General features: G+C 59.4%; 23 protein-coding genes. 15 read left to right on the top strand and 8 right to left on the bottom strand.

Annotation, left to right across the window (positions count from 1 at the left end; genetic code table 11):
- Positions 1-2: 2 nt before the first annotated feature.
- From AC1DVF_RS13700 to AC1DVF_RS13690, 3 genes are all read right to left on the bottom strand, one after another.
- Entirely contained in the window at positions 3-344 is a 342-nt protein-coding gene (locus AC1DVF_RS13700) for a type II toxin-antitoxin system RelE/ParE family toxin (protein WP_127930382.1), read from the bottom strand.
- Positions 277-471: a type II toxin-antitoxin system RelB family antitoxin gene (gene relB, locus AC1DVF_RS13695; protein WP_122600383.1), complete on the bottom strand. Its 195-nt coding sequence runs from the start codon at positions 469-471 to the stop codon at positions 277-279. The genes AC1DVF_RS13700 and relB overlap by 68 nt, the downstream gene beginning before the upstream one ends.
- Positions 472-725: 254 nt before the next feature.
- A complete protein-coding gene (locus AC1DVF_RS13690) occupies positions 726-1,673 on the bottom strand; it encodes a SphA family protein (RefSeq protein WP_477782615.1) in 948 nt (315 codons plus the stop codon).
- 211 nt (positions 1,674-1,884) lie between these two features.
- On the opposite strand from AC1DVF_RS13690, the gene AC1DVF_RS13685 reads away from it, so the two are divergent.
- From AC1DVF_RS13685 to AC1DVF_RS13635, 11 genes are all read left to right on the top strand, one after another.
- The gene (locus tag AC1DVF_RS13685; RefSeq protein ID WP_477782614.1) at positions 1,885-2,952 is read left to right on the top strand and encodes an AraC family transcriptional regulator; all 1,068 of its coding nucleotides are present in this window, start codon (positions 1,885-1,887) and stop codon (positions 2,950-2,952) included.
- Between the two features lie 363 nt (positions 2,953-3,315).
- Positions 3,316-4,203 (top strand): Dyp-type peroxidase, encoded by an 888-nt coding sequence (locus tag AC1DVF_RS13680; RefSeq protein ID WP_477782613.1) that lies wholly within the window; start codon positions 3,316-3,318, stop codon positions 4,201-4,203.
- A 10-nt stretch (positions 4,204-4,213) separates the two neighbouring features.
- Positions 4,214-5,182: a Gfo/Idh/MocA family protein gene (locus AC1DVF_RS13675; protein ID WP_477782612.1), complete on the top strand. Its 969-nt coding sequence runs from the start codon at positions 4,214-4,216 to the stop codon at positions 5,180-5,182.
- A 197-nt stretch (positions 5,183-5,379) separates the two neighbouring features.
- A complete protein-coding gene (locus tag AC1DVF_RS13670) occupies positions 5,380-6,132 on the top strand; it encodes a GntR family transcriptional regulator (RefSeq protein ID WP_477782611.1) in 753 nt (250 codons plus the stop codon).
- Positions 6,129-7,859, top strand: coding sequence for a fumarate reductase/succinate dehydrogenase flavoprotein subunit (locus AC1DVF_RS13665; RefSeq protein WP_477782610.1), 1,731 nt, complete (start codon positions 6,129-6,131; stop codon positions 7,857-7,859). The genes AC1DVF_RS13670 and AC1DVF_RS13665 overlap by 4 nt, the downstream gene beginning before the upstream one ends.
- A gap of 26 nt (positions 7,860-7,885) precedes the next feature.
- A complete protein-coding gene (locus AC1DVF_RS13660) occupies positions 7,886-8,131 on the top strand; it encodes a 4Fe-4S dicluster domain-containing protein (RefSeq protein WP_003225615.1) in 246 nt (81 codons plus the stop codon).
- Positions 8,132-8,340: 209 nt separating this feature from the next.
- Positions 8,341-9,765: an ABC transporter substrate-binding protein gene (locus AC1DVF_RS13655; RefSeq protein WP_477782609.1), complete on the top strand. Its 1,425-nt coding sequence runs from the start codon at positions 8,341-8,343 to the stop codon at positions 9,763-9,765.
- 268 nt (positions 9,766-10,033) lie between these two features.
- The gene (locus AC1DVF_RS13650; RefSeq protein WP_102901951.1) at positions 10,034-10,813 is read left to right on the top strand and encodes an ABC transporter permease; all 780 of its coding nucleotides are present in this window, start codon (positions 10,034-10,036) and stop codon (positions 10,811-10,813) included.
- Positions 10,813-11,661, top strand: a complete 849-nt coding sequence (locus tag AC1DVF_RS13645) for an ABC transporter ATP-binding protein (RefSeq protein WP_427120567.1) — start codon at positions 10,813-10,815, stop codon at positions 11,659-11,661. Before AC1DVF_RS13650 ends, AC1DVF_RS13645 begins: the two co-directional genes overlap by 1 nt.
- Entirely contained in the window at positions 11,658-12,620 is a 963-nt protein-coding gene (locus AC1DVF_RS13640) for a HEAT repeat domain-containing protein (protein WP_477782608.1), read from the top strand. The genes AC1DVF_RS13645 and AC1DVF_RS13640 overlap by 4 nt, the downstream gene beginning before the upstream one ends.
- Positions 12,617-12,895, top strand: coding sequence for a DUF971 domain-containing protein (locus tag AC1DVF_RS13635; RefSeq protein WP_460090675.1), 279 nt, complete (start codon positions 12,617-12,619; stop codon positions 12,893-12,895). The genes AC1DVF_RS13640 and AC1DVF_RS13635 overlap by 4 nt, the downstream gene beginning before the upstream one ends.
- A gap of 127 nt (positions 12,896-13,022) precedes the next feature.
- On the opposite strand, the gene AC1DVF_RS13630 is transcribed toward AC1DVF_RS13635, so the two are convergent.
- The 3 genes from AC1DVF_RS13630 to AC1DVF_RS13620 all read right to left on the bottom strand — a co-directional run bounded on the left by AC1DVF_RS13630 (position 13,023) and on the right by AC1DVF_RS13620 (position 17,593).
- The gene (locus AC1DVF_RS13630) at positions 13,023-14,675 is read right to left on the bottom strand and encodes a phosphoethanolamine transferase (RefSeq protein ID WP_477782623.1); all 1,653 of its coding nucleotides are present in this window, start codon (positions 14,673-14,675) and stop codon (positions 13,023-13,025) included.
- A gap of 248 nt (positions 14,676-14,923) precedes the next feature.
- On the bottom strand, positions 14,924-15,661 hold the full coding sequence (locus AC1DVF_RS13625; RefSeq protein WP_257358355.1) for a TorF family putative porin: 738 nt from the start codon (positions 15,659-15,661) through the stop codon (positions 14,924-14,926).
- 189 nt (positions 15,662-15,850) lie between these two features.
- The gene (locus tag AC1DVF_RS13620) at positions 15,851-17,593 is read right to left on the bottom strand and encodes an amidohydrolase (RefSeq protein WP_460128341.1); all 1,743 of its coding nucleotides are present in this window, start codon (positions 17,591-17,593) and stop codon (positions 15,851-15,853) included.
- 103 nt (positions 17,594-17,696) lie between these two features.
- Between AC1DVF_RS13620 and AC1DVF_RS13615 the strand changes: the two genes are divergently transcribed.
- Complete coding sequence (locus AC1DVF_RS13615) at positions 17,697-18,614, top strand: LysR family transcriptional regulator (protein WP_460090680.1); 918 nt, start codon at positions 17,697-17,699, stop codon at positions 18,612-18,614.
- Positions 18,615-18,662: 48 nt separating this feature from the next.
- On the opposite strand, the gene AC1DVF_RS13610 is transcribed toward AC1DVF_RS13615, so the two are convergent.
- Positions 18,663-19,259: a LysE family translocator gene (locus AC1DVF_RS13610; RefSeq protein WP_477782607.1), complete on the bottom strand. Its 597-nt coding sequence runs from the start codon at positions 19,257-19,259 to the stop codon at positions 18,663-18,665.
- A 55-nt stretch (positions 19,260-19,314) separates the two neighbouring features.
- On the bottom strand, positions 19,315-20,151 hold the full coding sequence (locus AC1DVF_RS13605; RefSeq protein WP_116255677.1) for an AraC family transcriptional regulator: 837 nt from the start codon (positions 20,149-20,151) through the stop codon (positions 19,315-19,317).
- A 137-nt stretch (positions 20,152-20,288) separates the two neighbouring features.
- Here AC1DVF_RS13605 and AC1DVF_RS13600 point away from each other — a divergent pair, with 137 nt between their 5' ends.
- The 3 genes from AC1DVF_RS13600 (at position 20,289) to AC1DVF_RS13590 (ending at position 23,391) form a co-directional block, all read left to right on the top strand.
- A complete protein-coding gene (locus AC1DVF_RS13600) occupies positions 20,289-20,564 on the top strand; it encodes a hypothetical protein (RefSeq protein WP_116255676.1) in 276 nt (91 codons plus the stop codon).
- Positions 20,565-20,631: 67 nt separating this feature from the next.
- Positions 20,632-21,555, top strand: coding sequence for a bifunctional helix-turn-helix transcriptional regulator/GNAT family N-acetyltransferase (locus tag AC1DVF_RS13595; protein ID WP_477782606.1), 924 nt, complete (start codon positions 20,632-20,634; stop codon positions 21,553-21,555).
- A gap of 879 nt (positions 21,556-22,434) precedes the next feature.
- Complete coding sequence (locus tag AC1DVF_RS13590) at positions 22,435-23,391, top strand: helix-turn-helix domain-containing protein (RefSeq protein WP_477782605.1); 957 nt, start codon at positions 22,435-22,437, stop codon at positions 23,389-23,391.
- Positions 23,392-23,517 lie beyond the last annotated feature (126 nt).

The raw sequence follows: 23,517 nt of genomic DNA, 5'->3' as shown, positions 1-23,517 counted from the left end.
TTTTATGTTGATGAAGTTGAAGGGTATTTTTGTCGGGCGTGAAGCACCCTCAGTATTCTGATGCGCCCATTCACTCGATAGACCAGCAGATAGTTCGGATGAATCACCATCTCACGAGTACCAGGCACTCGGCCAGGTCGGTAACCGTAAGGTATTGATGAAAGCCGTTGTGCTGCCGCACCAACCTTGTGTCTTAGCGAAATTGAAGCGTTGGTGTTGTGTTGCTCGATGTACTTGAAAATGTCAGCCAGTTGACGCGAGGACTTGCTGCTCCATTCAAGCAGCAGAGCGGCGCTTCCTGCGCATCTCTTCCAGCATCTGGTCGAGCATCGCCATAGCCTCATCATGGGGAATACCAGGACTAGGATCATCGAGTGCATCCTGTACCTCTGCCCGAAACCAGCGATCGTAGCTCTCGGCCTCTTCTTCGGATTCGAAGTCAGAGTAAAACGGGGAAAGTAATATGCTCATAGTGATCTCCGTGATCAATCTCAGCAGTTTAAGGGGGGAATGGCCCATTGTCGTCACTGGCAGACGATGCACCCCATGAGCCCTTGAAGATCCATGGGATAACGGAGCCCAGTATCTGCAAGCGCACCCTTTAAATCTGCCAGACGTTTCCCCCTGTTGTCCGGTAATCTCGACCGCCGCTGTAGGCGTATTCCTCCCCTCCGTTTTTCAGGTTTTCAGGCTACAAAACCGGGTGTTCTTTCCTACAAATACACTCAGAACGCATAGGGAATACTCACCTTCGCCCACAACATTTCCCCTTCCGGCCGGTTCTCCACATCAAACTCTTTGGCCCAGCGAATCTCCGCACTGGCGTACTTGAGAAAGGTGAAGTGCAGCGCCGGGCCAATCGCGAACACCTTGCCGCGCACGCCATCATCAACGTCCTGCCCGGCAAACTGCACGGTGTGGCCGAACTGTTTGTCGTCGGTGGCCTGCTTGAGGAAGTAGCCGTTGACGCCGAGCATCAGGTCGTCGGTGATCTTGTAGCTGGCGGAATAATCGAAGTGGAAAATCTGCCCGGACTTGTAATCGGTGTCCTTGTTCTTTTCGTTGAAGCTGTAAGTGGTCTTCATCGAGACTTCGGTGCGTTCAGTCGGCAGCCAGGTGAACGAGAACAGCGGCTTGTAGGTGTAGAAATTGTTGCTGGTGTTGGCCAGCCGATCGACGCTGTATTCGCCGGTGGGCACGGTGACTTCCACGGCGGCGCCAAGGGTCAGGTTTTTGCCCATGTCCCACAGAATGATCGGCGCGAAGGTGGTATCGCCCATGCCTTCGCGGGTGTCGCTCAGGCCGAACACCGAGACTTCCTGCTTCAACCACGGCTGGGCGATGTAGCCGGCCAGGCGTCCGCCGAACACGCGCACGGGGCTTAAATAATCGAAACGCGGAATCACCGCGGTGGATTCGATTTCGACATTCGGCACCTTGCCGCCCAGCGAGCTGATGTTGAGCTTGGTCGATTTGTAATGGTTGTAGTAGAGGTTGAACGCGACCATGTTCTGCGGAAGGCTGTCGACTTCCAGCGGCAGCATGAAGAAACCGTCGGTGCCGGTGCCGATGTTGTCGACCCCGGCTTCGGTGGCCAGGGCGGGCAACGTCAGAGTGCAACCTGCGATGAAAAGGGCGCGGGGCAAGAAGGATTTCACGCGGTTCGGGCTCATGACTGTCCTCATTATTATTGTGATTGGGACCCGGTATCGGTCGCTCGGAGCGCCGGTACGCTAGAAATAAGCGTTTGGCGTACGTTGGGGCAGGGTATTGGCGGACACTGAGGGGGGCATCTGCGGACAGTCCGTAAACCTTGTGCTAACTTCCATCGACACAACCGGTTACAAAAATAACAATCAAGCGTGATCCGGAATGTCAGCCCCCATGAACGTAAAAGTCCAAGACCCGACCTTTGAATTGGCGCTGGTCTCGCCGTTTCTCCTGCAAACCCTCGCCGAAGTCGTGCAGAACAGAGGAGTCGATTCCCAGAGCCTGTGCCGTGGTCTGGGTTTCACCCTTGAGGATCTGCAGGATCCGGCGCAGCGGATTTCCTATCGCCAGGCCGTAGCGATGATTCAGCGCGCACTCAAAGTGCTGCCCAATCAGGGTTTGGGGCTGTGGGTCGGGGCGCAGAACGTACTCGGCACACTGGGCCTGCTCGGGCACGTGTTGTCACTGTGCAAGACCTTGCGCGATGCCTTTGCCCTCGGCATTCGTCACCAGCACACGTCGGGCGGCATCGTCGTGTCCAGCGTCGATGTGGTCGGTGGGCAGGTGCATCTCGATGCTGAATGCCGCCTGCCATTTGCCGACGTGCAGGTGTTTGCGGTCGAGGAGTTCTTCGCCAGTTTGCTGGTGTATGGCCGCGCACTGGTGGGGGCTGAGTTCAAGGCGATTGCCGTGGAATTTGTGCATGCCGCGCCGGATTACCTGGCCGAATATCACCGCCTGCTCGGGCCGGATGTGCGCTTCGGTTGCCTGCACAATCGCATGCTGATCGATGCGCAGTGGTTGGACGTGCACCTGCCTAATCATCATTCGCTGGCGTTGCGTCAGGCCGTTGCATTGCTGGAGCTGGAAGCAGCGCAGGTGCATCAGAAGCTCGATCTGATTCAGGCCGTGGAGCGGGCGATCGCCCGGGACCTGAGCAGCGGCAGTCACATTGAAAAGATTGCCGGTGATTTGAATATGAGCAGCCGCACGTTGCGCCGGCGTTTGACTGAGCATGCGTTGACGTTTGAGGCGTTGCTGGAGCAAGTGCGGCAGGCACGGACCTTGAGTCTGCTGGCCAATCCCGATATGCCGATTGAACGGATTACCGAAGAGGTGGGCTACAGCGATGTGCGCAGTTTTCGGCGGGCGTTCAAGCGCTGGACGGGGCTGAGCCCTAGCGCTTGGCGTAATGACGCTAACCCTCACCCCAGCCCTCCCGAAACGTCGGACCGCCCGTAGGGAGAGGGAGCCGACCGGGGTGTCTTGCGAGTTACATCGACCTGAAAGATTTTTGTCGATTATGGATTCACCGATGCACGCTCAATTCAGTGTCTTACCTCGATCATCCCCTCACCCCAGCCCTCTCCCGGAGGGAGAGGGGGCCGACCGAGGTGTCTTGCGAGTTGCATCGACCTGAAAGATCTTGGTCGATTATGGATTCACCGATGCACGTTCAAGTCGGTGTAGATCTCTAATATCCCCGAATCAGTTCCCTCTCCCCCCGGGAGAGGGCTAGGGTGAGGGTGCTTTTGACTTCCATCCAAACCCACACAAACCCTCCGGCCACAGGTAAACTCCCGCGCACTTTCCCAAGGAGTTCACATGAGTTACTACCAGCCGGGCATTCTCGCCACCCCTGTTCCTGCGCAAGCGCGTCACCTGTTTTTCGCCCTTGAGTCGGTTGAAGCCCTGCCGCAGGCGCTCGACAGCCTGCTCAATCAGGTGGACGGCAAGTCGGCGGTGGTCGGTTTTGGTGAATCCCTGGTCAAGGCGCTCAACGTGCAGATCGGCGGCCTGCGCAGCTTCCCGGCGCTGACCGGTGTTGGCGTCGAGAACCCGTCGACCCAGCACGCACTGTGGGTGTGGCTGCATGGCGTCGACCGTGGTGAACTGCTCAACCGCTGCAACGCTCTCGAAGCCGCACTCGCACCAGCCCTGCGTCTGGTCGAGATGCAGGAAGCCTTCCGCCACAAGGACGGCCACGACCTCACCGGCTATGAAGACGGCACCGAAAACCCCCACGACGAAGCCGCCATCGCTGCCGCTTTGCAAAGTACAGGCACTGACGGCATGGTCGGCGGCAGCTTCGCCGCGATCCAGCAATGGCAGCACGACCTCAAGGGTTTCCACAAACTCTCGTCCGAGGACAAAGACAACATCATGGGCCGTCGCCTCAGCGACAACGAAGAGATCGACGACGCGCCAGTCTCCGCCCACGTCAAACGCACCGCGCAGGAAAGCTTTGCCCCAGAAGCGTTCGTCGTGCGCCGCTCGATGCCGTGGATCGAAGGTGATCGTGCCGGTCTGATGTTCCTCGCCTTCGGTTTCTCGCTGGATGCCTTCGAAGCGCAACTGCGCCGTATGAGCGGCCTGGAAGACGGCATCACCGATGGCCTCTATCGCATCAGCCGCCCAATCACTGGCGGCTACTACTGGTGCCCGCCGCTCAAGGACGGTCACCTCGATCTGCGCGCCTTGCGCATCGGCTAAAGGAAGAGACATGGACGTGGTGCGCTGGGGCATGATCGGTTGTGGCAGCGTCGCCGAGCGCAAGAGCGGGCCGGCCTTCTACAAGGCGCCCGGTTCGGCGCTGGTGGCGGTAATGGGCCGACGCCTCGAAGCCGTAACCGACTACGCTGCGCGCCACCGCATCGAGCGGGTCTACACCGACGTCGATGCACTGATCAACGATCCTGAGGTGGACGCGGTGTACATCGCCACGCCGCCCGACAGCCACCACGCCTACAGCCTGAAAGTCGCTGCGGCCGGCAAACATTGCTGTGTGGAAAAGCCCATGGCGCTGAATGCCGGGCAAAGTCGCGAGATGCAAAAAGCGTTTGCCGACGCCGGTTTGCACTTGTTCGTGTCCTACTACCGCCGTTCGTTGCCGCGCTTTGCACAGGTGCGGCAATGGTTGGAGGAGGGGCGCATCGGTGACGTGCGGCACTTGAGCTGGACGCTGACCAAGGCGCCTTCGCCGGCGGATCTGGACGGTCGCGACAACTGGCGCACCGATCCGGCAGTGGCCGGTGGCGGTTACTTTGCCGATCTGGCCAGCCACGGCTTTGACCTGTTTCAGTATCTGCTCGGTGACATCGTTGAAGTCGCTGGATTCACCGCGCGTCAGGCTGGTTTGTATGCAGCGGAAGATGCCGTCAGCGCCAGTTGGCGGTTCGCCTCCGGGGCGCTGGGCATGGGCTGCTGGAGCTTTGTCGCGGATCGGCGTGAGGATCGGGTCGAGATCATTGGCAGTCTCGGGCGGATCAGTTTTTCGGTGTTTGATGAGCATCCCGTGCAGTTGCATGCCGATGAACACCTCAGCCTGGAAATCCCCCATCACGAGCACATCCAGTGGCATCACGTGCTCGGAATGAATGCGCATATTCGTGGAGATTCCAAACATCCCGCCGTCGCCGAACAAGCGCTCAAGACCGACTGGGTCATGGACCAGATCCTCAAACGCCAGTAGCGCACAATTCCCCCTGCTCGCGATAGCGGTGTGTCAGACAACACATCAATGACTGACCCACCGCTATCGCGAGCAGGCTCACTCCTACAAAAAGCGACCGTGTGAAGTATCTAAGGTTATGCCCAAACAATATTTCTCAACCTTGTCATAACATCTCTAAGATCACGTCATAACTCGTTATAACAAGTGATCCCGTGATGACCGATAACGTTCTCTCCCTAAGCAGTGTCCCGCTGCACACCCAACTGCGCGACGTCCTCCGTGCGCGGATTCTCGACGGCGAATACCCGCAAGACAGCCAGATGCCCTCCGAAAGCGAACTCGGTGTGCTGTTCAAAGTCAGCCGCATCACCGTGCGCCAGGCGCTGGGCGATCTGCAAAAAGAAGGGCTGATCTTCAAGATCCACGGCAAAGGTACCTTCGTCGCCAAACCGAAAACCTTTCAGAACGTCAGCAGCCTGCAAGGCCTCGCCGAGTCGATGACCGGCCGTGGCTACGAGGTGATCAACCGCCTGCGCAGCTTCAAATTCATCCCGGCCGACAAGCGCGTCGCCGAGCGTTTGCAAGTCGCCGAGGGCGAGATCGTTACGCAGATCAAACGCGTGCGCCTGATCAATCGTGAACCGATCTCGCTGGAAATCACCTACCTGCCCAAAGCCGTCGGCGAGCGGCTGGAGAAGGCCGATCTGGTCACCCGCGACATCTTCCTGATCCTCGAAAACGACTGCGGCATCGCCCTCGGCCACGCCGATCTGGCCATCGACGCAGTGCTGGCTGACAGCGATCTGACCCAGGCGCTGAACGTCGAGGCCGGCTCGCCGATCATGCGCATCGAGCGTCTGACCCACGACGCGCAAGGCCAGCCGCTGGACTTCGAACACCTTTACTACCGTGGCGATGCGTTCCAGTACCGCCTGCGGATCGACCGGCAAAAAGGGGAGCAGGCATGACCCGCAACGTGCTCGAACAGGAATACGACATTGTCGTCATTGGTGGTGGCACTGCCGGCCCGATGGCCGCGATCAAGGCCAAGGAAAAGAACCGCGACTTGCGCGTGCTGCTGGTCGACAAGGCCAACGTCAAACGCAGCGGCGCGATCAGCATGGGCATGGACGGCCTGAACAACGCGATCATTCCCGGCCACTCGACGCCCGAGCAGTACACCAAGGAAATTACCATCGCCAACGACGGCATCGTCAATCAGGCCGCCGTTTACGCCTACGCCACCCACAGTTTCGAAACCATCGAGCAGCTTGATCGCTGGGGCGTGAAGTTCGAGAAGGACGAAACCGGCGACTACGCGGTGAAAAAAGTCCACCACATGGGTGCTTACGTGCTGCCGATGCCGGAAGGGCACGACATCAAAAAAGTCCTCTATCGGCAGTTGAAACGTGCGCGGGTGAGCATCACCAATCGTCTCGTCTGCACGCGGTTGCTGACTGACGAGGAGGGCACCGTCAATGGTGTGATGGGCTTCGATTGCCGCACGGCCGATTTCCATGTGATCAAGGCCAAGGCTGTAATTCTCGCTTGTGGCGCTGCCGGGCGACTCGGTCTGCCTTCGTCGGGCTACCTGATGGGCACCTACGAGAACCCGACCAACGCTGGCGACGGTTACGCGATGGCCTATCACGCGGGCGCCGAACTGGCCAACCTCGAGTGCTTTCAGATCAACCCGCTGATCAAGGATTACAACGGCCCGGCCTGCGCCTACGTGACCGGTCCGCTGGGTGGCTACACCGCCAACAACAAGGGCGAACGCTTCATCGAGTGCGACTACTGGAGCGGGCAGATGATGTGGGAATTCCACCAGGAACTGGAAAGCGGCAACGGCCCGGTGTTCCTCAAACTCGATCACCTGGCCGAGGAAACCATCCAGAACATCGAAGAGATTCTGCACAGCAACGAGCGCCCGAGTCGCGGCCAGTTCCACGCCAATCGCGGCACTGATTACCGCACGCAAATGGTCGAAATGCACATCTCCGAAATCGGTTTTTGCAGCGGTCACTCGGCCTCCGGGGTGTGGGTCAACGAACGCGCCGAGACCTCGGTGAAAGGCTTGTATTCGGCCGGTGACATGGCCGCTGTGCCGCACAATTACATGCTCGGCGCCTTCACCTACGGCTGGTTTGCCGGACACAACGCGGCGGATTTTGTCGCCGGGCGCGAGTTTTCTGCGCTGGATGCCGCGCAGATCGAAAAGGAAAAGGCCCGGGTCTACGCCCCGCTGGATCGCGAACACGGTCTGCCGCCGGCGCAGGTCGAGTACAAGCTGCGGCGCTTCGTCAACGATTACCTGCAACCGCCGAAAGTCACCAGGAAAATGCAGATCGGCCTGCAACGCTTCAGCGACATCGAGCGCGATCTCGAGCAGATGAAGGCCAACAACGCCCATGAACTGATGCGCGCGATGGAAACCAGCGTGATTCGCGACTGCGCCGAAATGGCTGCACGCGCCTCGCTGTTTCGCGCCGAAAGTCGCTGGGGCCTGTACCACTATCGCGTCGATCACCCGCAGCGCAACGACAGCGAGTGGTTCTGCCACTGCCATCTGAAGAAGGGCGAGGACGGCCGGATGATCAGTTTCAAGAAAGCCGTCGAGCCTTACATCATTCCGCTCGATGCCGAAGAAATGCAGGCGTACGACCGCTTGCGGGTTGGCGCTTTCGCCGCTTGATGCACCCCTAAAAGAGAATCCGGACCATGGCCTATCAAGCTCAGGAAATCTTCTTCCGCTCCAACGCCCCCGTCACCGTGGACGAGGACAAATGCATCGCCGAAAAGGGCTGCACCGTGTGTGTCGACGTCTGCCCGATGGACTTGCTGGCGATTAACCCGGCGACGCAGAAGGCCTATATGGCGTTCGACGAGTGCTGGTACTGCATGCCGTGCGAGAAGGATTGCCCGACCGGCGCCGTCAAGGTCGACATCCCCTATCTCCTGCGTTGAAACCCGGACCACTGTGGGAGCGAGCCTGCTCGCGAATGCGGTGATCCAGCTAGCACATCGACACCTGACACACCGCTTTTGCGAGCAGGCTCGCTCCCACAGGGATTTGTGGCAAGCCATTAGCCATCCGGAAACACCGGACGCTGGATTCACCGACAACCCCTCGTTTCCCACCGCGCCCTGATCGCGGCGGAGACGAACTCAAATAAATGATTCGAGGGGAAACACTCATGTTGCGTGCAGCAATCGCCGGTCTGGTACTGGCTTCGTTCACTTTGTCGGCCTCAGCCGAAACCATCCGCATCGCCATCGGCACCCAGGACACCACCATCAATTGCGCCGCTGGCGGTCTGTTGATTCGTGAACTCGGTCTGCTCGACAAATACCTGCCCCACGACGGCACTTACAAAGACGCCAAGTACGACGTGCAGTGGAAAAACTTCACCAGCGGCGCGCCACTGACCAACGAGATGGTCGCCGGCAAACTCGACTTCGGCGCCATGGCCGATTTCCCAGGTGCGTTCAACGGTGTTGCGTTCGAAACTGCCGGCAAGCACAGCCTGTTCATCAGCGTACTGTCGGGGAGCATCAAGGGCAGCGGCAACGGCATCGTCGTGCCGAGTGCGTCCGGCGTGCAATCGCTCAGCGAACTCAAGGGCAAGACCATTTCCGTGCCGTTCGCCTCCACCGCCCACGGCATGTTGTTGCGTGCGGTGGCGGAGCAGGGCTGGGATCCGCTCAAGGACGTCAACATCATTGCCCAGCCACCAGAAGTCGCCGGCTCGGCGTTGCAGGCCGGCAAGATCGACGCCCACGCTGATTTCGTGCCGTTCGCCGAGCTGTTTCCGAGCCGGGGCTTCGCCCGCAAGATCTACGACGGCGCTCAGGCCAATGCGCCGACGTTCCACGGTGCGCTGGTGGATCAGGCTTATGCGAAGAAGTATCCGGAGATCGTCGTCGCGTACCTGCGGGCGAGCATCGAGGCCAATCAACTGCTCGCCGCCGAGCCTGAGAAGTACAGCGAACTGATCGCCAAAGTCACCGGTGTTGATGCCGAAGTGAATTACCTGTTCCACGGCCCGCTCGGCGTGCAGACCCGCGACTTGAGCTGGAAGCCGGAATATCGTCAGGCGGTTGGTACGGCCATCGATACGTTGAAGCTGTTGAAGAAGGCTGATCGTGGCCTCGATCTGAATACGTTCATCGACGATCAATACATCCGCGCCGCGTTCAAGGCGTCGGGTCTGGACTACACGGCGCAGCTGGCCAACTACGCACAGACGCCACTGAAGGCTACGGATGCGACGACGGGGAAAGCGATTACTGACTTCAGTCATGTCGCGGAAATCTGGGTGCGCGGTGAGGACAAAGTGCGCCGCTATGCCTCCGCCGAGGCCGCTTTCACTGCGTTGGCGGCGTTGAAGCAGGAAGGCAAAAACATCCGTGCCGTGTATGCACAGGCGAGTGACAGCGGGATCAAGTTGCTGGCTGAGCAGGCGTGGTTTGCCAGTGATGCGAAGGGCCGGTTGAGTGCGTTTTTGCTTAAGGGGCAGGCTCAGCAATATGCGTCGGCGCAGGGTGGCAAGGTTCTCGATTTTACGGATGCCACGACCCAGGCGGTCGTCGCCCGCTAGTTGAAGATCAAGAGCCCCTCACCCTAGCCCTCTCCCAGAGGGAGAGGGGACTGACCGTGGTGTTTGGACTCGCTACGCCGACTTGAAATACCGAGTCGAACGCAGGTTTTGAAAAGCACGCAGGTCGGCTCCCTTTCGAGCCGAACGCAGGTTTTGAAAAGCACGAAGATCGGCTCCCTTTCCCCCTCGCCCCCCTTGGGGGGAGAGGGCTGGGGTGAGGGGGGTAAATATCAGCCATCACACAGATCCAGAACCGGAAACCCGCTCCATGAAAACACCCATCCGCTGGACATCAAGAGCCGCCTCCTTGCTGCTCTGCCTGCTGTTCTGGCAACTCGCCGCCAGCCACCACTGGAACCTCGGCCTGGTCACCTTCGCTAACGTGCCAACACCCATCGCGGTGATCGAAGCGGCGCTCGGTTTGGGCGATTCTGGCAAGTTGCTCCAGCACCTGACCGCCAGCCTCAGCCGCGTCTTCGCCGGCTATCTCGCGGCGCTAGTCATCGGCATCGCCCTCGGTCTGGCCATCGGCCGTTCGAAGTGGGCCGAAGACCTGCTGCTGCCACCGCTGGAAGTCCTGCGCCCAATCCCCGCCGTTGCGTGGATTCCATTGGCGATCCTGATGTTCCCATCCTCCGAACTGTCGATGGTCTTCATCACCTTCACCGGCGCGCTGTTCCCGATCCTGCTCAACACCGTACACGGCGTCGAAGGCGTCGACCCACGCCTGATCGCCTCGGCGAAAAGCCTCGGGGCAGGGCGCCGGGCGATCCTGCTGGAAGTGATCCTGCCCGGCGCCGCACCCAGCATCATCACGGGCCTGGCGATCGGCATGGGTACCTCATGGTTCTGTCTGGTCACCGCGGAAATGATCTCCGGTCAGTTCGGCATCGGTTATTACACCTGGGAGTCCTACACGATTCAGAACTACGCCGACATCGTCGTCGGCATGCTGCTGATCGGCGTGTTGGGCATGGGCAGCAGCCTGCTGATCAAACGCCTCGGCGGGCTGTTCACGCCCTGGCATCGACCGCGAGGAAAAGCCTGATGAGCGTGATGCAAACCCCGGAAGGGCGGATCGACATTCGCCAGTTGTCCATCGTCCTCGGCGCAGGGCGTGAAGCGTTCGAAGCCGTGCGTGAACTTGATTGCCAGATTGAGCCGGGCCAGTTCGTGTGCATTCTTGGTCCGTCTGGTTGTGGCAAATCGACCTTGCTCGGCGCCTTGGCCGGGCATCTGAGTGCGCATGCCGGCAGTCTGAAAGTCGATGGCGCGGCGGTGTCCGGGCCGTCTCCACAGCGCGGCATGGTGTTCCAGCACCACACGTTGTTTCCGTGGCGCACGGTGCGTGACAACGTGGCTTTCGGCCTGAAAATGCGTGGCATCGGCAAGGCTGAGCGCCACCGCGCCGCCGATGACATCCTCAAACTGGTCGGCCTCGAAGGTTTTGCCGAACGCTGGCCCGATCAGCTTTCCGGCGGCATGCAGCAACGCGTCGAGATCGCCCGAGTGTTGGTCAACCGTCCGCGCTTGCTGCTGATGGACGAACCGTTCGGCGCGCTGGATGCGCTGACCCGGCTGAACATGCAGGAACTGCTGCTGGACATCTGGACGCGGATCCGCACCACGGTGGTGTTCGTCACCCATGACATCGACGAGGCGCTGTTTCTCGCTGACCGCTTGCTGGTGATGAGCGCGCGACCGGGGCGAATCATCGAAGACTTGCGCCTGGATTTCGCCCGGCCACGCACCAGCGAACTGGTCACCAGCCCTGAATTCTCCCGACTCAAACGCCACTGCCTCGATCTGCTGCGCCACGACAACGACCGACCGCTGCCGCGCCTCAACCCGCTCGGTCTGCCTCCCGAAAACCCTTTGCCGCGATTTGCCCTATGACCTCTATATTTGCTGTGACCGATAACCAGGACATTCTCGATCTGCAACCGCGCCTCACCGCTGAAGACGCCGGTGTGCGACGCATTGCGCTGATTGATCTGGCGGATCTGGAAGAACCGGATGGCTTGCTCTGGCTGGTTGATCGCCTGAGGCAAGATCCCGCCGAAGAGGTTCGCGCTGAAGCCGCACGTTTGCTGGAAGCCTGGGAAGATGAGGGCGTCGTGCAGGCCTTGTGTGAAGCCTTGACCGACCCGTCGCCCGCCGTGCAATCGGCCGCCGCGCAGAGCCTGAGCTTGCTCAAAACGGAAGCGGCGGGGCAGGTGATTTTGCCGTGGACCGATCACGCCGACGTCAGTGTGCGTATCGCCGCATTCCGTGCCTTGCGTGAGTTGCGTTTCGCCGCCGCCGCGCCGGCAGCGGTTTCGGCGCTGAACGATGCCGACGCCAGCGTTCGTCGTGAAGCCGTGGGCGTGCTCGGCTGGCTCAAGCAGTTCGACGCTTTGCCCGCGCTGGCACGATTGGCCAGCGCTGACCCCGACACCGAAGTACGCCGTGCTGCGACTGGCGCTTTGGGCTTGGCCTCCAGCGCCGAAGTGTTGCCAGCCCTGTGCCAGGCCTTGCGGGATGACGCCTGGCAAGTACGCGAAGAAGCCGCGACGACCTTGGGCAAGGTCGGCCACATTGACGCTGGTTCCGCGCTCGTCGAAGCCTTGAGCGATGATTATTGGCAAGTGCGCCTGCGCGCCACTCGCAGCCTCGGCCGTTTGCGTTTCGCCCCGGCGCTGGACGCCCTGATCGACACCCTCGGCCATCGCATCAGTAACCTGCGAAAAGAGGCCGCGCTGGCCTTGGGCGAACTGCATGATCGCGGCGCCGTGGCCGCGTTGCAGGCCGCGCAGGACGACGGCGACCCGGAGGTGCGCAAAGCCGTGCGCATCGCCTTGAGTCAGTTGCAATGAACCCGCTGTCGATGGCTAATTCGCAAAGCGAAGGCGCCTTGCGCTTGAGCTGGCCGGATGGCCGCGAACAACAGCTCAATCACGCCGAACTGCGCCGTCAGTGCCCATGCTCGCAATGCCGCGCGTTTCGCCTCCAAGGCATGACACCACGGGTGGATGATCGCGTGCGCCTGATCGAACTCAACCCGCAGGGCTACGGCGTGCAACTGATCTTCAGCGACGGCCATCAACGCGGCATCTACCCGTGGGCCTATTTGGCAAACCTCATCCCCTGATCCACCACATCCCCCTGTAGGAGTGAGCCTGCTCGCGATCGCGGTGTGTCATTTAACAATGATGTTGGCTGATCCACCGCTATCGCGAGCAGGCTCACTCCTACAAGGGATCTGCGCAGCATCCAGGTTATTGCGCAGCCGTCATCGAAGGCCGGCAGCCATGAAAAATATCCAGCCCCGGCTGATACACCGACGTCCTCACATCAAACAACCCCAGCACCGAGTGGAACAGGTTGTCGTGGCTCAGATCGGCCTGCCCGGTCTTGCCTTGCAAACAACCGCGATCGATCCCTTCACTGGCGAGCGTGCCATTGCCAAACCACATCACCATCGGCACATGGGTCTGCGCTTGCGGCGCCAGCGCATACGGCGCCGCATGCAGGTACAGCCCGTTCTCGCCCAGCGATTCGCCGTGATCGGAAACGTAAACCATCGACGTGTCCAGTGAGTCCTGATTGCGCTTGAGCAGTTCGATGACCTTGGCAAGGAAATGGTCGGTGTACAGAATCGTGTTGTCGTACACGTTGACCAGTTCATCGCGGCTGCAACTGCCCAACTGGTTGGTGTGGCAGATCGGTTTGAAGCGCTCCATCTCTTTCGGGTAACGCTCGTAGTATTCCGGGCCGTGACTGCCATCGGCGTGCAGGACAATGATCGCGTGGCCCTTGAGGCTGTCGATGTAGCTTTGCAGGTCTTGCAACAGCGCCTCGTCGAGGCAGTTGTTGCCATCGCAGAATGGCCCCGGCTGATTCTTCGAAATGTCGCGATGCGGTACGCGCAGGCAGGTGCCTTTGCAGTCGCTGTTGTTGTCCAGCCAGAGCACTTGCACGCCGGCACGCTGGAGGATATCGAGCAGGCCTTGGTAGGTTTTGCCTTTCTTGTCGCTGTAATCCTCACGCGGGAACATCGAGAACATGCACGGCACCGAGACGGCCGTCGACGTGCCGCAGGAATGCACCTGAGTGAAGTTGAGGATGTCGAGTTTGCTCAGTTCGGGATTGGTCTCGCGCTCGTAGCCATTTAGCGAGAAATGATCGGCGCGGGCGGTTTCACCGACCACGAAGACCATCAGCGATTTCCTCTCGCGGCTGGCCGCGTTGGCGCTCATCACCGCGTCTTCGCCGATGGCCTGCACCACGAAATGTTTTTTGATGCCCAGGCGTTGCTTGGCGTACTTGCTGATCGCGTAGATATAGTTGGTCGGGTTGATGAAGTGGGTGAGCTTGTCTTCTTCGCGGAAGATTGGTGCGTAGGTCGAATAGAACGCGCCCACCGACGCGGCGATCACCAGCACACAGGCGATGATCACCAGCACCTTGTTGAGCAGGCCGCGAAAGAACGGTCGATAACTCACCGGCCAGCGCCAGATCAGCGCCGCCGGCAACACCCCGAGCAGCAGCAGGTAAGCCAACAGCTTGCCGCTGAACAGCGCGGTGGCTTCGGCGGGGTTGGTTTCGAAGACGTTCTGAATCATCACCGTGTCGATGGTGATGCCGTATTCGTTCATGAAATAGGCAGCGCAGGCCGAGAGCAAGGCGACCAGGGTGAGCGCCGGTTTCAGTGTCCAGCGAAACGACACCAGGGTCAGCAGCAGGGTGATCGCGGCCCACAAAAACAGCGCGAATGAGGCGAAAAACGCCAGTTTGTGCGCACCTTGCAAAGTGATCAGGGTGCCCAGCGCCTTCCAGGTCGCCAGGTTGTACAACGCCACCAGCGCCAGAGAAAACAGCAGCACCAGTCGGGTAGGAGTGATGGACGGTAAACGCAGTCCGTTGCCCAAAGCCATGTCAAACATTCCTCTACTTGAATAGAAAACCACGCGGTTGCGCGTGTAACTGTAGAAGAACATTAGTAAAAAATTCGTAAACATCCTGTAACAACTAACGAATTCGAAGCAAATCCTTGTAGGAGTGAGCCTGCTCGCGATAGCGGTGTGTCAGGTGTCGATGTGGTGTGTCAGGTGTCGATGTGTTGTCTGACACACCGCTATCGCGAGCAGGCTCACTCCTACAATGGATCTCGGTGGGGTCAGAAAGATTTGCTGACGCTGGCGACGACGGTTGCCGTGCAGACATCTTTGAAGCCCCAATTGCTCAGGCATTGGGTTTGTGAGAGATCGGTGTCGATGTAGCTCAGGCCCAGTACCACGCCGGCGAGGTTATGGGTGAGTTTGACTTCCCACTCGCGATAACTGTCCTCGGCCTGCCCGGACGCCGAGTACAGATGCGGATCCTTGAAGTCCATATTGCCGTAACGCAGCTTCAGTCCCGAGTCGAACGGCAACTCGGTTTCATAACCAATGTAGCTGTACAGCGAACTCTGCTTGCTATCGATCCCCGGCGCATCACTGGAGTAATACGCCGCCAGCTTCACCCCGTAAACCCCGAGAATCCCGTAGACCTCGCTCTGGTTGAACTGGCTTTCCTTGGGGTAGGCGTACTTGATGTAGCCCAGATCGAGGCTGACTTCCTCGGTCGCCTGCCACAGCCAGCCGCCGTAGTAATCGACTTCCTGACGGGTTTTCAGACCACCACCGAAATCGACGTTGGAACTCCACGCGCCGAGGTACAGACCGCTGCTGTGCGCGAGGGTGAGACCGGCTTGCACGGCAGGGTCGTTTTGCGTTTGCGAGATGCCCCGCGTGCGGTAGTCGCTGGCGAGGGCCAGGTCTACCTCCAGCGCAAAGTCATCGTTCAAGGGGATCGCAAAACTGCTCAAGGGCAGCACGCTCAAGAAACTCAGGGCGAACAGGGGCAAGGCTTTCATGTGAGGTCCCGATGTTGTGATTATTTTTGGGCAGTACGAAAACTGTGTGTGGGAATGCCATATCGGCCACTCTCACAAAACAGGTGGGAGCGAGCTTGCTCGCGAAGGCGGTGGGTCAGTCAGTGAAGATGTTGAATGGACTGGCCTCTTCGCGAGCAAGCTCGCTCCCACAGGGTGGGATGGTTGTTGTTATTGGGTGGCGGTATAGACCTGACGGCCGCCGAACCAGGTCTGCAAAACCTGGGTGTCATGCAGGGCTTTGTTGTCGACGCTGAACACATCGCGGTCGAGCACGATAAAGTCAGCCTGCTTGCCCGGCGTCAGCGAGCCGATCTGCTTTTCCAGGCCAATGGTCCGCGCGGCGTTGACGGTGTAGGCGTAGAACATGGTTTCACGGTCCAGACGCTCATCGGCATTGAGCACACCCAACGGTCCGACACGGGTAATCGCCTGGGCCATGGCGTTGAACGGATTCGGTGTCGACACCGGCCAGTCACTCGCGCCGGCGATCGTCGCGCCCTGTTTCAGCAGCGAATGCGCCGGGTACTGGTAGCGGAAGGCGAGGGCGCTGACGTAGGGCTTGATCATGTCGGTGGTGTAGTCGTCGGCGCTGGCCCACAGCAGTTGCATTGAGGCAATGACATTGAGCGGTTTGAAGCGGGCGAACTCTTGCGGGTTGACCATTTGCAGGTGAGTGATCGAGTGGGTCACGCCGCTCTGACGATCCTTGCGCGCCTGAGCAATGCCGTTCAGCGATTCCCGCACCGCACGGTCGCCGATCGCGTGGATGTGCACCAGCCAGCCGCGCTGGTCGATGGCGCTGACCAGTTCGCCGAAATGCTGCGGATCGATCAGCAGTTCGCCCTGTTTGTGCGAGTTGCTGTACGGGTCGATCATCGCCGCGCTCTGCGCCGGGAATTCAATCACGCCGTCGGCGAAGATCTTGATCCCGGGCAGGGTCAGGTTGGGAATGCCCTGGAATTGCTGGCGCACCTTGTCCAGCGTATCGAGGTCGGCGGGTAGGCTTTTCGGGTTGGCCACCAACAGCGCCGCGACGTGCACGCTCATGTCGCCGCTTTCCGACAGGGCTTTATAGGCCGGCAGCACGCCGACGGTTTTCTCGGTCGGTTTGAGGGCGAACACCGCTTCCCCCGGTGCGGCGTTGGCGGCTGGATCCATCCACGCGGTGATGCCCAGGCTGTTGTTGTAGCGCACCGCTGATTTGGCGGCGTTCAACATGTCGGCAGGGCTTGGCACTGGCATTTTCGAGGCGACCCGGTCCCAACCGGCGTCGACCACAAAGCCGTTCGGCTCACCATTGGCCAGTTTGCCGATGGTGTCTTTTTCTGCGTCGGGCAGGGTTTTCAGCAGAGCCGCATCAATCCCGGCGCGCTTGAGCATGACGTTGTTGGCCCACGCCGTGTGGTGGTCGCTGCCGATAAACACCACTGGCACATTGGCCCATTCGCCGTTGTTGAAGGTGTTGCCCAAGGCTTCGGCCTGCGCCCAGTAAACCGAACTCATGCCGGCAATGCTCAGCACATCGCCGTGCCTGGCCTTGCCGTCTGCACGCCAGCCACGCAGGCGTTTTTGCAGTTCGTCGAGGCTGACGACTTCGTCTTCCATGTTCGCCGAGACCATTTCCAGTCCGCCGAAAATCGCGTGGGAATGGCTGTCGATCAGGCCGGGCATCAGCGCTTTGCCTTTGAGATCGATGACTTGGGTGCCGGATTCGATCAGGGCTTTGATCTGCGCGTCGGTGCCGACCTTCAGCACTTTGCCGTTCTCTACGGCGAGTGCTTGCGCCTTGGGTTGTGCGCGGTCGGCAGTGAAAATCTTGCCGTTGAGCAGGATCAGATCAGCAGCGGCCATGGCTTCCATCGAGGCAAAACTTACAGCGACTACCAACAGACTCGGGATGAATCTTTTCATTGAAGATTTCCTTGTTATTGCGTCTGATGGCGAGATTAGTGGCTGACAGCGGCCGACAGAACGCCTCCCTCACGAAAAACGTTTTTGCCTGAATGGAAAAAGTATGGATAAGCTGGGTGCATTGAAAATGTTCGTGGTCACCGCGCAGCTCGGCAGTTTCAGCCGCGCCGCCGAGCAGTTGGGCAAGACCCCGTCGGCGCTGACCAAAGCGGTCAATCACCTGGAATCTGAGCTGGGTGCGCGCCTGTTTGAGCGCAGCACACGGCGGATCCTGCTTACCGAAATCGGTCGGGTGTACCTGGAAACCGCACGGCTGGTGTTGCAGCGGCTGGACGAGGCCAACGAGGAAATCGAGCAGTTGCAGCACGGCTTGCGCGGCAACCTGAAAATCACCGCGCCGCTGGCGTATGGACGGGCGTTTCTCGATCAGGTGTGTGACGGCTTTCTGCAGCAATATCCGCAGATCAGTCTGCAAGTGGACCTGTGCGATGCCTTCGTCAACCTGCTGGAAAGTGGTTATGACCTGGCGCTGCGTGAAGGCCACGATGACTTGCCGGGGCTGATTGCGCGGGTGGTGGGTAGCAATCGACTGGCCCTGTGCGGCAGTCCGGAGTACCTGGCGCGCAAGGATTTGCCGGTGACTCCGCAAACCCTTGAGCAGCATGAGTGGCTGCTCTATCAGCACCCGTTGCTCAGCCGCGAATTCTGGTGGGCCGAGCGCGACGGGCAGCGCTTGAGTCTGGCGCAACCGGCGGCGCCGCGGTTGCGCAGCGACAATTACGACTTGCTGCTGGCCAGTGCTTTGGCCGGGCGCGGTTTGCTACACACGCCGCTGTGGAGCGCCGCACCGTACATTGCCGACGGGCGACTGGTGCGGGTCATGGCTGATTACGACATCGACCCGGATACCTTCGGCCCGCATATTCTCGCGGTGTACCCGAGCCATCGGCGGGCCACGGCGAAGGTGGTGGCGTTCATCGATTACATCTCGGCATTCCTCACCGAACGTGGCCTGAGCTGACAGCCCATTCCTGCGTAGAAGTAGCCTTCGGCAGCTCCTGACGGGGCGTTATGCCAGGACGGTCAGCCATGCCGAGAGCAGCAGCAACAACGCCAGTGCCGCATTCATGCGTTTGAACGCCCGTGGCGAACCCATCAACCGTGCGCTGCCCACACCCAGCAATGCCCAGAACGTCATACACGGCAGCGACACCAGCAAAAACGCCAGTGACAACACTAGCAGCCGCAGGGGCTTGTCACCCCCGCCAACAAACACGCTGACCACTGCCACCGCCATCATCCATACCTTGGGATTGACCAGTTGCAGCATGGCAGCGCTCAGCACGCTGAAACGTTCTTCCTGGGCATCCGCCGGGTTCAGTGATGGCGGCGTGCTGCGAAAGATCTGCCACGCCAGCCAGCTCAACCAGAGCACGCCGCCCCAGGCCATGGCTTGCTGCACTCGCGGGTAGCGCAGCAACGTTTCGCCGGCACCGAGGCCGACCACCAGCACGATCAGGGCCGCCGCCGCGCAGGCGCCAAAAATGATCGGCAACGTGGCGAGCAGGCCTTGGCGCGAACTGTGGCTCAACACCAGAATATTGGTCGGCCCCGGCGTGATCGAGGCAACGAAAGCAAACAGCAGGAAGGGCAGTAATGACGCCATGATCGGGATTCCCTGAAAATCAACACAGGTATCCATGATCGCCAGACGGCGTGCGTCAGTCTGGAAGGTTTGAGCAGCGTTTGCGGTAATCCGCCGGCGTCAGTTGATAGGCGCGCCGGAACCAGCGACCGAGGTGGCTCTGATCGGCAAAACCGAGCACGCTGGCGACTTGCGCCGGCGTTTCACCGCGCGCCAGCAACTGCCGCGCCTTGGCCAGGCGCAACTGGATCAGGTAGGCGTGCGGCGCCAGACCAAAGGCAGACTTGAACGCCCGGCTGAGACGGAAACGGTCCACCCCGCAGACCCGCGCGAGATCATCGAGACCGATATCTTCATAGGTGTGCGCGTGCAGGTAATCCCGCGCCAGTTGCGCCACCAATGGCAGGCGCGGATCGAAAACCTGGCGCTTGCGCCAGTCGAGATGACGCGTGAGCGAGTTCAGCAGACCGTCGATGGCGGTCTGCCGGACGATGCGCAGATCGCCGTCATGCAAGGCATGGAAAGCGTGATTGATCGCTGTGGCCAGACGCGGATCCTGACTCAGCGTGTCGGCAAAACCGGGCTGGCTGTCGGACGGTGCGTCTTCGAACAGCGCGTGCATTTCACGCTCCAGCCAGTGCGGATCGAGGTAGAGCATCGAATAGGTAAAACCTTCCTCGGTCGGCGCCTGGCCATCGTGGATTTCCCCCGGCTCCAGCAGGAACACATTGCCCGGGGTACTGCGATGACGCACGCGGCGGCAGTTGAACTGCTGCACACCTTGCTCGGTGACGCCGACGAGGAAGCTGTCATGCCAGTGCGGATCGTAGGCATGCCCCTGAAAATGAGCACGAATCGATTCAATCCCGGTGTCGGCATCCTGGGACAGCTCGATCCAGTTGCGTTTATCCACGAAAGCTCCAGTGTTCGCCATTGAAAGGTGCGGCCCCATAAAATACCGCGCAATGCTCATCGAGGTTTAGAAGATTTGTGCAGATGAGGGGGCTAGACTCAACAGGTTACGACCCCTTTGGCGACAGGTGGAATACGATGCTCAACCGATGCTCGCTCTGGGGCATGCTCACCCTGATCGGCCTTAGCCTGATGTTTACCGCAGGTTGCTCCAGCCGAAAACATTATCCACCTTCAGGTGTTGGCGATGCCTGCTACGCCAAAGCCCTGCCGTCGGTCGGCGAGGGCGGTCTGGCCTGGGGTTCCAGTTTGAACATGGCCCGGCAGAAGTCGATGAACAACTGCATTCGCTATGCCGGACGCTCCGGGGGCACGCCGGATACCTGTCAGGTGGTGTTGGCCAAGTGCCGATAGCTTTCTGTTGACATGGTTGCTTTTGGCAAATATATAGTTGCTTTAAGCAATTAATTGAGCATTTGTCATGTCCAGCAGCCATCTCCTCGAGCAAGCCGACGTCGTGCGCGGTTTCAACCGCTTCTACACCCATCAGATCGGTGTATTGCAGGAGCATCTGCTGCAAAGCGACTACTCGCTGACCGAGTTGCGCATTTTGTATGAACTGGCGTCGCGCGGTGACCTGACCAGCGCTGAACTGCGCCAGATGCTCGGCCTCGATGCCGGCTACATGAGCCGCATCATCAGCGGTTTCGAAAAGCGCGGCTTGATCCAGAAAGTGCCGTCGCCTACGGACGGCCGCGCTGCGCAATTGCACCTCACCAACCTCGGGCGCGAAATTCTGGTCCCGCTGGAAAAGGCTTCCCGCGAACAGATCGTCGCCATGCTCGAGCGATTGCCAGAACCGCAGCAGAAACAACTGATCGGCGCCATGACGCTGATCCAGACACTGCTGCAAGGCAACAAAGACTCAACCTACGTATTACGCGATCCGCAACCCGGCGACATGGGTACGGTGATGCAACAGCAAACCGCACTGTATACCCGCGAATACGGCTGGAATTCGGAGTTCGAGGTGCTGGTGGCCGAGGTGGTCGCCAAGTACCTGCGCGATTACGACCCCACCTGTGAGCGCTGCTGGATTGCCGAAAAGGACGGCAAGGTCATCGGTTCGGTGTTCATCGTCCGCCAGGATGAAACGACCGCCAAACTGCGCATGCTCTACGTCGACGCCAGTGCGCGGGGCTTAGGTATTGGCAGTCGTCTGGTCGAGGAGTGCCTGCGTTTCGCCCGTCAGGTTGGTTACCAGAAAATGACCTTGTGGACGACCAGCAACCTGACGGCTGCACGCAAGATTTATCAGCAGGCCGRGTTTGAGTTGGTGGAGGAGGAGGCGGTTCACAGCTTTGGCAAGGACCTGGTAAGTCAGACGTGGGCGCGCGCGTTGTGAGCTGTTTTTCGTCGGCGGGTGCAGTGAAAAGGCAGACGAAAAAAAACCGCCTTTGCGGGGCGGTTTTTTTGTAAACCTTGGTTTGCGACCGAGGTTTGTTGCTTCACTAGCCGAACTGACGTGTGAGGATAGTATGAGCCTTTGCGCCACCTTGCAACGGTAATAGCTTTTTTTGAACGACTTTTTCCAGATCTGTTTATTTTAATAAACAGGCAGAAATAACGGTTTACAAAGGCAATAGAACTCTCTGCATGAAATCTTTTTATTGAGGTTATGATGCAGGCGCTCATATGTTAGTTCGGTAGTGAGGTCTGGCTGGAAAACTTAACAGTTTCATTCCCTTTGACACGGTTTTGCACCCGTGCCGGGATGATGGCTCAGAGGGCTTTCAACCGGCCGCCTCACTAGTCGAACTGACGTTCAGGCTGAAAGCAAGCATGGTCCGGTAAGCTTGCTGGAGGTTTGGCCCCCAGCCCTGGAGGCCAAAACGTATGAAGCTTTTGCTGCGTACGCTGAGCCTTGTATGGAGATTGTTTAAAGCCTTTCGCTTTTACGAGTTCCTGCGAGACCACTTTGACGACCTGAAGTAACGGCCGTTGAGGTGGGAGAAGCCCGTTTCAGTTTCGACTGAAACGGGCTTTTTTTGTTTTATAAAACTGTCATAAGTAGGATTTTTTTGTATCGGGTTTTTTGGYGTGTAGGGGATTTCTTCGGCAAGTGTAGGCGAAGTTCAAACCAGTCTGTAATCCGCAAAAAGTGTTCGATTATCGAGTACCCAAACCTTCGTCCAATTGCCCCCTCCGACACTCCGGCGTACTGTGGCTCGATGTGCCTGAAACCCCATGAAACCAAAATAACGACAACAACGAGCAACGCCCCATGGACAGCCATCTGCTGAGCGATCGCAGCAGCGTATTTCGTCACGCTGACCCTTATGCCGTCTCCGACTACGTCAATCAGCACGTCGGCCAGCACTTCATCGGCCTGTCCAGAACCACCCACCCGCAAGCCAGCCTCAACCATCGCAAACTCGCCGATCTCGATCTGGCCCGCATCAGCTATGGCGGCAGCGTACGCGTGACCTCCGTGGCCCTGGAGACCGTTTACCATCTGCAAGTGCTGCTGCAAGGCAATTGCCTGTGGCGCGGGCACAAGCGCGAGCAGCATCTGGTGCCGGGCGAGTTGCTGTTGATCAACCCGGATGATCCGGTCGATCTGACTTACTCGGATGATTGCGAGAAATTCATCCTCAAGGTGCCGGTCAGCGTGCTTGAATCGGTGTGTGACGAGCAGCGCTGGCAGCGTCCGGCAAGCGGTATCCGTTTCCTGCGCAATCACTATCGGCTGGATGAACTGGAAGGCTTCACCAACCTGCTCGCGATGATCTGTCAAGAAGCCGAGGCCAGCGATCCGTTGCTGCGGGTGCAGGAGCATTACGCGCAGATCATCGGCAGCAAACTGATCTCGCTGATGAGCACCAACGTCAGTCGTGAATGCCTGAGTGCACCGAACATCAGCTTCGAACGCATCGTCGATTACATCGACCGCAACCTGAAACGGGATTTGCCGGCTGAACATTTGGCCGCACAGGCGAGCATGAGCCCGCGCTCGCTGTACACCTTGTTTGAACGCCAACTGGGCGTTACGCCGATGCAATACATCCGCCAACGCAAGCTTGCGCGCATCCACGCCTGCCTCAGTGACCCAAGCTGCCCGGTGCGCAACCTCACCGAGCTGGCGCTCGACTACGGCTTCCTGCACCTGGGCCGTTTCTCCGAAAGCTATCGCCAGCAGTTCGGTGAACTGCCGTCGCAGACCTTCAAACGCCGCCACTAACACTCCCCGCTGAAACTTCCCCGAATCACCTGCCGCGCCATCCTGCACAAATCGGATAGCGATCTGCAGGATTCGGCTATTGCCTCCTGCATCGCCTCCCTAATCTGACCTGGCCTGAACAATAAC

The organism is Pseudomonas sp. P4_D7, from assembly GCF_056401755.1.
This window is presented reverse-complemented; position numbering and strand designations above follow the sequence as displayed.

Bases quoted from the DNA above. Each gene is read 5' to 3' on its own strand.
- AC1DVF_RS13590 (WP_477782605.1), top strand. From the start codon at position 22,435: ATGGACAGCCATCTGCTGAGCGATCGCAGCAGCGTATTTCGTCACGCT.
- AC1DVF_RS13680 (WP_477782613.1), top strand. From the start codon at position 3,316: ATGAGTTACTACCAGCCGGGCATTCTCGCCACCCCTGTTCCTGCGCAA.
- relB (WP_122600383.1), bottom strand. From the start codon at position 471: ATGAGCATATTACTTTCCCCGTTTTACTCTGACTTCGAATCCGAAGAA.
- AC1DVF_RS13660 (WP_003225615.1), top strand. From the start codon at position 7,886: ATGGCCTATCAAGCTCAGGAAATCTTCTTCCGCTCCAACGCCCCCGTC.
- AC1DVF_RS13620 (WP_460128341.1), bottom strand. From the start codon at position 17,593: ATGAAAAGATTCATCCCGAGTCTGTTGGTAGTCGCTGTAAGTTTTGCC.
- AC1DVF_RS13615 (WP_460090680.1), top strand. From the start codon at position 17,697: ATGGATAAGCTGGGTGCATTGAAAATGTTCGTGGTCACCGCGCAGCTC.
- AC1DVF_RS13670 (WP_477782611.1), top strand. From the start codon at position 5,380: ATGACCGATAACGTTCTCTCCCTAAGCAGTGTCCCGCTGCACACCCAA.
- AC1DVF_RS13700 (WP_127930382.1), bottom strand. From the start codon at position 344: ATGAGGCTATGGCGATGCTCGACCAGATGCTGGAAGAGATGCGCAGGA.
- AC1DVF_RS13635 (WP_460090675.1), top strand. From the start codon at position 12,617: ATGAACCCGCTGTCGATGGCTAATTCGCAAAGCGAAGGCGCCTTGCGC.
- AC1DVF_RS13640 (WP_477782608.1), top strand. From the start codon at position 11,658: ATGACCTCTATATTTGCTGTGACCGATAACCAGGACATTCTCGATCTG.
- AC1DVF_RS13645 (WP_427120567.1), top strand. From the start codon at position 10,813: ATGAGCGTGATGCAAACCCCGGAAGGGCGGATCGACATTCGCCAGTTG.
- AC1DVF_RS13625 (WP_257358355.1), bottom strand. From the start codon at position 15,661: ATGAAAGCCTTGCCCCTGTTCGCCCTGAGTTTCTTGAGCGTGCTGCCC.
- AC1DVF_RS13600 (WP_116255676.1), top strand. From the start codon at position 20,289: ATGCTCAACCGATGCTCGCTCTGGGGCATGCTCACCCTGATCGGCCTT.
- AC1DVF_RS13690 (WP_477782615.1), bottom strand. From the start codon at position 1,673: ATGAGCCCGAACCGCGTGAAATCCTTCTTGCCCCGCGCCCTTTTCATC.
- AC1DVF_RS13675 (WP_477782612.1), top strand. From the start codon at position 4,214: ATGGACGTGGTGCGCTGGGGCATGATCGGTTGTGGCAGCGTCGCCGAG.
- AC1DVF_RS13650 (WP_102901951.1), top strand. From the start codon at position 10,034: ATGAAAACACCCATCCGCTGGACATCAAGAGCCGCCTCCTTGCTGCTC.
- AC1DVF_RS13655 (WP_477782609.1), top strand. From the start codon at position 8,341: ATGATTCGAGGGGAAACACTCATGTTGCGTGCAGCAATCGCCGGTCTG.
- AC1DVF_RS13665 (WP_477782610.1), top strand. From the start codon at position 6,129: ATGACCCGCAACGTGCTCGAACAGGAATACGACATTGTCGTCATTGGT.
- AC1DVF_RS13610 (WP_477782607.1), bottom strand. From the start codon at position 19,259: ATGGCGTCATTACTGCCCTTCCTGCTGTTTGCTTTCGTTGCCTCGATC.
- AC1DVF_RS13685 (WP_477782614.1), top strand. From the start codon at position 1,885: ATGAACGTAAAAGTCCAAGACCCGACCTTTGAATTGGCGCTGGTCTCG.